Here is a 4,060-nt window from a genome sequence, read left to right as displayed (position 1 = left end):
AACCTTGAAACCTTGAAACCTTGAAACCTTGAAACCTTGAAACCTTGAAACCTTGAAACCTTGAAACCTTGAAACCTTGAAACCTTGAAACCTTGTCATTTTTGACGATGATAAATCAAGCGTAAAAACATATAAGAGAGGTTTTTCACAAAATAAAAAAGATAACATGCACAAAAAAAACACAAATGGACTATTTCGTATTTCTGGCACCAAAAGAGCCATCAAAACCCCGTGAATAGGTAATACAGATAGCAACTTCCATACCGCTTGAGGGAATAATGCTCTGTGTTGGAATGCTTGAAATCTCTGAAGAAAACGCGATGGGGGGACTTTTCACCCAGAGAGTTTACATCTCATAAGCCACCCTATCCTAATAAGGAGATAAGATATGTTAGAGCAAAATTATCTGTATAAAAACAGCACGACACTGAAGAATAAATATGGCATAAAAAACCCACAAAAACTTTACGAACGCTGCGCTAAGGATGCAGCACAAGAAGCAGCTAATTTCCGCTATGAATTACCACCACAAAACTTCGGTCTTGCTTACCTAAAAAGAATTCACTGGAGCCTTTTTCATAAAAGTTTTGAATGGGCTGGACAGACCCGCGATCAAACCTTCACATTTGAAGATGGTACCAAAGCCCGTATGCCAGCTATGCGCCCCAAAGGTCAGGAAGTTCCTTTTGCCATCGGTTCACAGATTAAAAGAGAACTTCAACAATTAGAGAAAAATCTTAGTAAAAAAAATAATTTACGCGGTTTATCACGCGAAGATTTTGCTGCAAATGCCGCAGATGTTTTTATGGTGCTCGACCATGCGCATCCTTTCAGAAAAGGCAATGGGCGCGTGCAACGAATGTTTATGGAAAAACTTGGACAAACAGCAGGTCATTCTATTGACTTTTCTTCTATAACAAAGGAACGCATGATACATGCCTGTATTCAGTCCATGCAACATAACAATCCAAACCCCATGAAAGATCTTTTTGAGGATGCCACACATCCGAAAAAATCACTTATTTTAAAAGAATTTATCTTGCAAATGAACCGCAGTGGATTAGCGGAAGTCAACAATCGTCTTGTTATCGCAGCCAAAGAAGGTGAAACATACAATGGTATCTATAGAGGTCACTCCGCAGAAGGTTTTGTCTTGGAAGTAGGAGAAATTTTCATCGTTGGGCACAAAGATGATCTCACACCAGAGCAAGTGAAAACATTACAAAACGGTGCAGAAATTTCCTTTACAAAACCCAATGCTGAAAACTTAACAGAAGTGCTAATCCCAAGTGAGAGATTAGCACCTCTTACAAATGCAGAACTCTCTGAAAAGGTTGCAAACAACCCTTGTGTTGAAGCATGCCGAAGAAATGTCGAGCGTTTGTCAAGATGTATTTATGGCAGCCAATTGACCCTCGGCAGAACAATGGACATGATGAATGAAGATCCAAATTCTGGAGCACAAATTGCCAATCAAATTATCCAAAATCCTAAATCGATTTCTAAGCTTTCGGGTAGAAAAATGCTTGGCATAAAAAGTTCAGATCGCAGACAAGCTGAAGAAAAAGCTCCGCAGCTGGGAGAGGCACTTAAAAGTTATGCCACAATGGTACAACAAACAAGACATGAAATCTTAGAGCATCACCAAAGAGAACAAAATCGCTTAGCACATTCAGTTGAGAGACCAAGTAAAAACCTACAAAATCTTTTTTCCTTACCACCAGAAAATCAAAGAGAAGCTCTGTCTCATTCTAGAGCACTTCAACAAGAATTTCATGTTTTTTCACGTCAATTATGGAATCGTTTATCATCAAATGACCGCAAAGCCATACAGGAAAAAGACTGCACACGGCTTGCCTGCCTTCTTGGTGTATCAGAAAGCAAAGCAAAAGAAATCTCTCAAACCATGAAGCATACAAAAGAAGCACAATGCCAGATGCGTAGCCTCAAAGTCAGCCGTTCTTCATCAATGGCTCTTACGGGTTAAATACGCACACGCTTTTGCTTTTCACCTCATCTCTTAATGCATATCATTTCATCTCCATCACGCGTAGAGTTGTTATAGAATGTTACACAAAATATCGATTAAAATAAATCCCACAATTTTATATAACTTATTGATAATATTTCACAAAAAAACTGTATAAAAGTCACAAAGATCATTTACGATGGATGTGAATAGCGCAGCATCTTTGGATCAATCGATATTTTCCTTTGTACAAGAGCTATCAAAGCAAGATGGAGAATACACCAAAGACGTTTTCTAGAAATATTGAAAGGAAAACACGCATGAAAAAACATCAGCCCCCAAAAAAACCCTTATACCCAGAAGTTCTCTACACACAGGTTAATAAACCAAGCAGAAGGCAGCAACCCTCACAAACAACCTCCTCCTCCAGAGGAGTTGGCGTAAGCGGAAATAACGACAATTCCCAAGATCACCTCTACGAAGAGGTTGATGTGAGTAGACATGGCAGGAATTCTCCTCAACCTTCAATAGATAGCGTCTACACAACTCTTGGCTCTAATGACAATCCTCAAACACTAGAGAACGTTCTCTACGAGCCACTTGGCTCTGGTGTCAATCCCCAAGGAGAAGAAGCTAGCCCCGACCCAATAGCTGAAAGTGTATACAGACCTCAAGAATTTGTTGCTAACCCCAACCCAATAGGTGAGAGTGAATACAGCCCCCAAGGATTTGTTACTCACCCCGACCCGATACCTCAAACTAGACGCGGACCTCAAAAAACAGGAGTTTCCCCTTACTCAGTGACGAATCTGCTCGGAGATGATGGGAAAGATCCTCCAGGAGTAGGCGTTGGTCCCTACTCAATAAGTGATCTGTTCGGAAAGGATGGGGAACTCCTTCCAAGACCAACAGACAGTCCTTACGAAGAGGTTACCAGAGGAAGGGAAACGCCGACTCCTGCAAAAAACTATTTTCCTGAAATACTTGGACAAAACGTAAAAATTCAATATGGTCAGGAAGAAATTCGGCATTGGTGCGGACTTGTTTATGGCAACAAGCATGCTTTAGATCAAAAACTTACTCAAGTCCTTGAAAATCCTAGGGGAGCAGAACAGGTCTTATATGAACTTCTGGAAAATCCTGAAACCGGTGGTAGACTTGCTGGCACCCAAGCACTGGGCATAAAAAGTCCAAAACGCAAAGAAGCTGAAAGTGATTTTGGCCCCCTTTGTGCAGCTTTTGAGAGACATGTAAGTGTTGTACAAAGAGTACAAAAAGAGCTTACCCATCAACACGGGCAACACAAAGGTCATAAACATAGGCAAGAACACCCAGAGAGACATGGTGAACACAGATCTCATCATCGTGCAAGAAGTGAAGAACGGCACTCTCCTCAACAAGAGACACAACACCGCAGACATAGTCACTCAAAAGGAGGACAGGCTTTTGCTATGTAAAATGCATAAATTTTGGCTTTTCAGCTAATCTCTTAGCGCAAATCATTTTATATGAATTGCGCTGTTTTTTTGCGCAATATTATGAAATAATATCCATAAAAATAAACCCTGCAATTTTATATAACTTATTGATACAATTTCATAAAAAAGCTGTATAAAAGTCACAAACACCAATTACAATGTCTATGAATAGCGCAGAATCTTTGGAGATCATTCAAGCGGATGCCTTTTTGTATCAAAAACGATCAGAATATAAAGGTGAAGAATGCACCAAAGAGGTTTTCTAAAAATATTGAAAGGAAACATGCATGAAAAAACATCAGTCCCCCTCAACAACTCAAAGCCCAGAAAGCCTCTACGCACGGGTTAATAAAACAGACAGAAGACAACATCCGCAACATCCTGAAGAAGTTCTCTACGCAGATGTCACTTCAGGAAACAGAGGGCAAAGACCACAACGTCCAGACGAAGTCCTCTATGCAGATGTCACTTCAGGAAACAGAGGACAAAGACCACAACGTCCAGACGAAGTCCTCTATGCAGATGTCACTTCAGGAAACAGAGGACAAAGACCACAACGTCCAGACGAAGTCCTCTATGCAGATGTCACTTCAGGAAACAGAGGACAAAGACC

Annotated in this window: 2 protein-coding genes and 1 pseudogene; all 3 read left to right on the top strand. The window is 40.6% G+C overall.

The annotated features are described in order from the left end of the window. Positions 1–388 precede the first annotated feature (388 nt). A complete protein-coding gene (locus ABID39_RS07610) occupies positions 389–1,987 on the top strand; it encodes a BID domain-containing T4SS effector (protein WP_354187545.1) in 1,599 nt (532 codons plus the stop codon). 302 nt (positions 1,988–2,289) lie between these two features. Beyond that, positions 2,290–3,426 carry a BID domain-containing T4SS effector gene (locus ABID39_RS07605; protein WP_354187543.1) on the top strand — a complete coding sequence of 379 codons (1,137 nt, stop codon included), beginning with the start codon at positions 2,290–2,292 and terminating at the stop codon, positions 3,424–3,426. A gap of 308 nt (positions 3,427–3,734) precedes the next feature. Continuing rightward, positions 3,735–4,060 (top strand): annotated as a pseudogene (locus tag ABID39_RS07600) (BID domain-containing T4SS effector); the annotation flags it as partial.

Source organism: Bartonella japonica (genome assembly GCF_040545385.1).
In the GTDB taxonomy this organism is placed as follows: Bacteria; Pseudomonadota; Alphaproteobacteria; order Rhizobiales; family Rhizobiaceae; genus Bartonella; species Bartonella japonica.
This window is presented reverse-complemented; position numbering and strand designations above follow the sequence as displayed.

Coding starts and splice junctions, on each gene's coding strand:
- ABID39_RS07605 (WP_354187543.1), top strand. CDS start 2,290: ATGAAAAAACATCAGCCCCCAAAAAAACCCTTATACCCAGAAGTTCTC.
- ABID39_RS07610 (WP_354187545.1), top strand. CDS start 389: ATGTTAGAGCAAAATTATCTGTATAAAAACAGCACGACACTGAAGAAT.